The 4,168-nt window shown below is 49.2% G+C and carries 4 protein-coding genes and 4 tRNA genes; 7 read left to right on the top strand and 1 reads right to left on the bottom strand.

What is annotated here, in order from left to right; translation table 11 throughout:
* Positions 1-26 precede the first annotated feature (26 nt).
* Together murB and birA are read left to right on the top strand one after the other, a co-directional pair.
* Complete coding sequence (gene murB, locus OGV50_RS05440) at positions 27-1,055, top strand: UDP-N-acetylmuramate dehydrogenase (protein WP_200093378.1); 1,029 nt, start codon at positions 27-29, stop codon at positions 1,053-1,055.
* Entirely contained in the window at positions 1,052-2,014 is a 963-nt protein-coding gene (gene birA / locus OGV50_RS05445; RefSeq protein ID WP_012133821.1) for a bifunctional biotin--[acetyl-CoA-carboxylase] ligase/biotin operon repressor BirA, read from the top strand. Before murB ends, birA begins: the two co-directional genes overlap by 4 nt.
* Positions 2,015-2,044: 30 nt before the next feature.
* Here birA and coaA read toward each other — a convergent pair whose 3' ends face one another.
* Complete coding sequence (coaA, locus tag OGV50_RS05450; protein WP_024130653.1) at positions 2,045-2,998, bottom strand: type I pantothenate kinase; 954 nt, start codon at positions 2,996-2,998, stop codon at positions 2,045-2,047.
* Positions 2,999-3,395: 397 nt separating this feature from the next.
* On the opposite strand from coaA, the gene OGV50_RS05460 reads away from it, so the two are divergent.
* The 5 genes from OGV50_RS05460 to OGV50_RS05480 form a co-directional block, all read left to right on the top strand.
* Positions 3,396-3,471, top strand: a tRNA-Thr gene (locus OGV50_RS05460).
* Between the two features lie 8 nt (positions 3,472-3,479).
* Positions 3,480-3,564, top strand: a tRNA-Tyr gene (locus OGV50_RS05465).
* Positions 3,565-3,681: 117 nt separating this feature from the next.
* Positions 3,682-3,756: transfer RNA gene (locus OGV50_RS05470), tRNA-Gly, on the top strand.
* 5 nt (positions 3,757-3,761) lie between these two features.
* Positions 3,762-3,837: transfer RNA gene (locus OGV50_RS05475), tRNA-Thr, on the top strand.
* A 116-nt stretch (positions 3,838-3,953) separates the two neighbouring features.
* Positions 3,954-4,168: GTP-binding protein (locus OGV50_RS05480; RefSeq protein ID WP_000031663.1), on the top strand; the 215-nt coding region annotated here is incomplete at its 3' end.

Raw genomic sequence — 4,168 nt, forward strand, 5'->3', positions numbered from 1 at the left:
CGCGATTTTGCATCAGGAAAGCGTCTATGAATCACTCCCTCAAACCCTGGAATACCTTCGGTATCGATCAACGCGCTAACGAGATTGTCTGTGCCGAAAATGAACAACAACTATTGGATGCCTGGCAATCGGCTAAAGCATCAAATCATCCGGTACTGATACTGGGCGAAGGGAGTAACGTTCTGTTTCTTGATACCTTTCATGGAACGGTGATTATCAACCGTATCAAAGGTATTGAGGTGACAGAGCAACCCGAAGCATGGCACTTGCACGTAGGGGCGGGGGAAAACTGGCATAACCTGGTACGATACACTCTCCAGCAAGGTATGCCGGGGCTGGAGAATCTGGCGCTTATTCCGGGGTGCGTCGGTTCTTCTCCTATCCAGAACATTGGCGCCTATGGTGTAGAACTACAGCGGGTCTGTGACTATGTGGATTGTGTCGAGCTGGCAACCGGAAAGTCTCTACGGGTGAGCGCCACAGAGTGCCGCTTTGGTTATCGTGATAGTATCTTCAAGCATGAATATCAGGATCGTTACGCCATTGTGGCTGTCGGCCTGCGTTTACCAAAACAGTGGCAGCCCGTACTCACTTATGGCGACCTGGTTCGCCTTGAACCTGAAACGGTCACGCCGCAGCAGGTGTTTGATGCCGTATGCCATATGCGCACCACGAAACTGCCCGATCCAAAAGTAAATGGTAATGCAGGTAGCTTCTTTAAAAATCCTGTTGTTGCAGCAGAGATTGCGCACACATTACTGGCGCAATTTCCCGGTGCGCCACATTACCCGCAGGCCGATGGTTCAGTGAAGCTGGCTGCCGGTTGGTTGATCGAACAGTGCCAGCTAAAAGGCGTCAGTATTGGGGGCGCTGCGGTACATCGTCAGCAGGCCCTGGTGCTGATTAACGCACATAATGCGACAAGCGAGGATGTGGTGAAACTCGCGCATCATGTGCGTCAGAACGTGGGTGAGAAATTTAATGTCTGGCTGGAACCGGAAGTTCGGTTTATCGGGCAGACCGGTGAAGTGAATGCTGTGGAGATCATTGCATGAAGGATAATACCGTTCCCCTGACGCTGATCTCTTTGCTGGCCGATGGTGAGTTTCATTCGGGTGAACAGCTGGGTGAAACACTGGGAATGAGCCGCGCAGCCATCAACAAGCATGTCCAGACGCTGCGTGACTGGGGTGTTGATGTGTTTACCGTACCCGGCAAAGGATATAGCCTGCCAGAACCTATCCAATTATTAGATGCTTCTGTCATCCATGCACAACTGGACAGCGGGAATGTCACGGTACTTCCGGTTATCGATTCGACGAACCAGTATCTGCTGGACCGTATTGGCCAGTTGACGTCGGGTGATGCCTGTGTAGCGGAATACCAGCAGGCTGGGCGTGGTCGTCGTGGGCGGAAATGGTTCTCTCCATTTGGTGCGAACCTGTATCTTTCTATGTACTGGCGTCTGGAGCAGGGGCCGGCAGCCGCGATTGGGCTGAGTCTGGTGATCGGCATTGTGATGGCTGAGGTTCTGCGCGATCTGGGCGCAGAGAAGGTTCGGGTTAAGTGGCCTAATGATCTCTATTTACTCGATCGCAAGCTGGCAGGCATTCTGGTTGAGCTTACGGGTAAAACGGGCGACGCTGCGCAAATCGTTATTGGCGCAGGTATCAATATGGCCATGCGCCGTGTGGAAGAAGGCGTTGTGAATCAGGGATGGATCAATCTCCAGGAAGCGGGCATTACGCTTGATCGCAACATGCTGGCGGCGACGTTAATCAAAGAGTTGCGTGCGGCGCTGGAACTCTTTGAGCAGGAAGGTCTGGCACCTTACCTGTCTCGCTGGGAAAAACTGGATAATTTTATTAACCGACCGGTTAAACTGATTATTGGTGATAAAGAAATATTTGGTATTTCCCGTGGGATAGATGCGCAAGGCGCGTTGTTGCTTGAACAGGATGGCGTAATTAAGCCGTGGATGGGCGGAGAAATATCTTTACGCAGCGCAGAATAATAAAAAGGGAGCTAAGGCTCCCTTTTTACATTATTTTCTCAACCTGACTTGTTCGACCGCATGATTGGCGCTTTTGGTCATAATCAGACTGGCCCGCTCACGAGTGGGTAAAATATTTTGCTTTAAGTTCAACCAGTTGATTTCTTTCCATAATGATGCGGCGGTATTGATCGCTTCATCTTTCGATAATTTTGCGTAATTATGGAAATAAGAATCTGGGTCGGTGAACGCCCCTTCACGGAATTTCAGGAAGCGGTTGATGTACCACGTCTGGAGTAAATCTTCAGGCGCATCAACATAAATAGAAAAATCAACGAAGTCAGAAACAAATACATGATGTGGATCGTGAGGATAATCCATTCCACTCTGTAGTACATTTAAGCCTTCAAGAATTAATATATCGGGCTGTGCGACGGTTTTATCTCCGTCTGGAATCACATCATAAATCAGGTGTGAATAGACTGGTGCGGTAACATTTGGCACCCCTGATTTGAGATCGGATACGAATTTCACCAGACGGTGCATATCGTAAGACTCAGGGAAGCCTTTCTTCTTCATCAGCCCGCGATCTTTCAGCACCTGGTTAGGGTGTAGAAAACCGTCAGTGGTGATCAATTCGACGCGACGATGTTCCGGCCAGCGGCTCAGCAGCGCTTGCAGTACGCGCGCGGTGGTGCTTTTGCCCACGGCAACGCTACCGGCGATGCTGATGATATAAGGAATACGCTGGCCGTTAGTGCCTAAAAATTGCTCCAGAACAGCCTGACGGCGCAGGTTTGAACTGATATAGAAATTTAGCAAACGCGACAGGGGCAAATAAATCTCGGCAACTTCTTCCAGTGATAAATCTTCATTAATGCCTTTGAGTCGTGCGATTTCGCCCTCGGTCAGGGTCATCGGCACGGAATCACGAAGCGCAGCCCACTGGTTGCGATCAAATTGTAGGTAAGGCGTCATTAACGTTTGCTCTTTACTCATAAGCATGTTTCTGGCTGTCATTGCTACATCAGGTCAGCGATAAAAAAGCGAATCATCCCCGGCATGCAATGGCACGACACATTTCAGTTAATTTGGACAATGGGCAGGAGGGTAACACCAGATGGGAGGGAATAATAAGAAAAAATCTCTCCTGATAAGTTATCCCTGAAACGCAATGTGACGGATATACCATATGTAAAAGAAGAATTTTTCTCTTTCAAACGTAGATATGATGATGCTCTCCGTTAAGCTGTTAGCATCCTGGTGTCGAAAAATCGCACTGACCTGACTAAAAATAGGCCATTTAGCAGTCTTGTCGTGCAAAATGTGAGCGATAGAACATTTTATGCAATTTTTTAGTTGCATGAGGTCGCAGGTCTCCATAGAATGCGCGCTACTTGATGCCGACTTAGCTCAGTAGGTAGAGCAACTGACTTGTAATCAGTAGGTCACCAGTTCGATTCCGGTAGTCGGCACCATCAAGTCCGGTGGGGTTCCCGAGCGGCCAAAGGGAGCAGACTGTAAATCTGCCGTCACAGACTTCGAAGGTTCGAATCCTTCCCCCACCACCACTTTCTGGCAGCGTGTTTGCTGTCTGAACTGGTTGAAAAAATTAACCGGTTCGAATAAGAAAAGAGACATGTCTCTTTTTTTGTTACAGAAAGAACTGGGTAGCCGAGTTCCAGGATGCGGGCATCGTATAATGGCTATTACCTCAGCCTTCCAAGCTGATGATGCGGGTTCGATTCCCGCTGCCCGCTCCAGACGTGCTGATATGGCTCAGTTGGTAGAGCGCACCCTTGGTAAGGGTGAGGTCCCCAGTTCGACTCTGGGTATCAGCACCACTTCACTTCTCCTTCCCGTTTCTCTCTGTATAAACTTAAATATTCAACAATTCAGGCATATCGCCTGGTTGATGTGGTGATATCACCGATTTATCCGTGTCTTAGAGGGACAATCGATGTCTAAAGAAAAGTTTGAACGTACAAAACCGCACGTCAACGTCGGTACTATCGGCCACGTTGACCATGGTAAAACAACGCTGACCGCTGCAATCACTACCGTACTGGCTAAAACCTACGGCGGTGCTGCTCGCGCATTCGACCAGATCGATAACGCGCCGGAAGAAAAAGCTCGTGGTATCACCATCAACACTTCTCACGTTGAATACGACAC

Source organism: Citrobacter sp. CK180, from assembly GCF_030333655.1.
GTDB lineage: Bacteria > Pseudomonadota > Gammaproteobacteria > Enterobacterales > Enterobacteriaceae > Citrobacter_B > Citrobacter_B koseri.

Bases quoted from the DNA above. Each gene is read 5' to 3' on its own strand.
- murB (WP_200093378.1), top strand. From the start codon at position 27: ATGAATCACTCCCTCAAACCCTGGAATACCTTCGGTATCGATCAACGC.
- birA (WP_012133821.1), top strand. From the start codon at position 1,052: ATGAAGGATAATACCGTTCCCCTGACGCTGATCTCTTTGCTGGCCGAT.
- coaA (WP_024130653.1), bottom strand. From the start codon at position 2,998: ATGCTTATGAGTAAAGAGCAAACGTTAATGACGCCTTACCTACAATTT.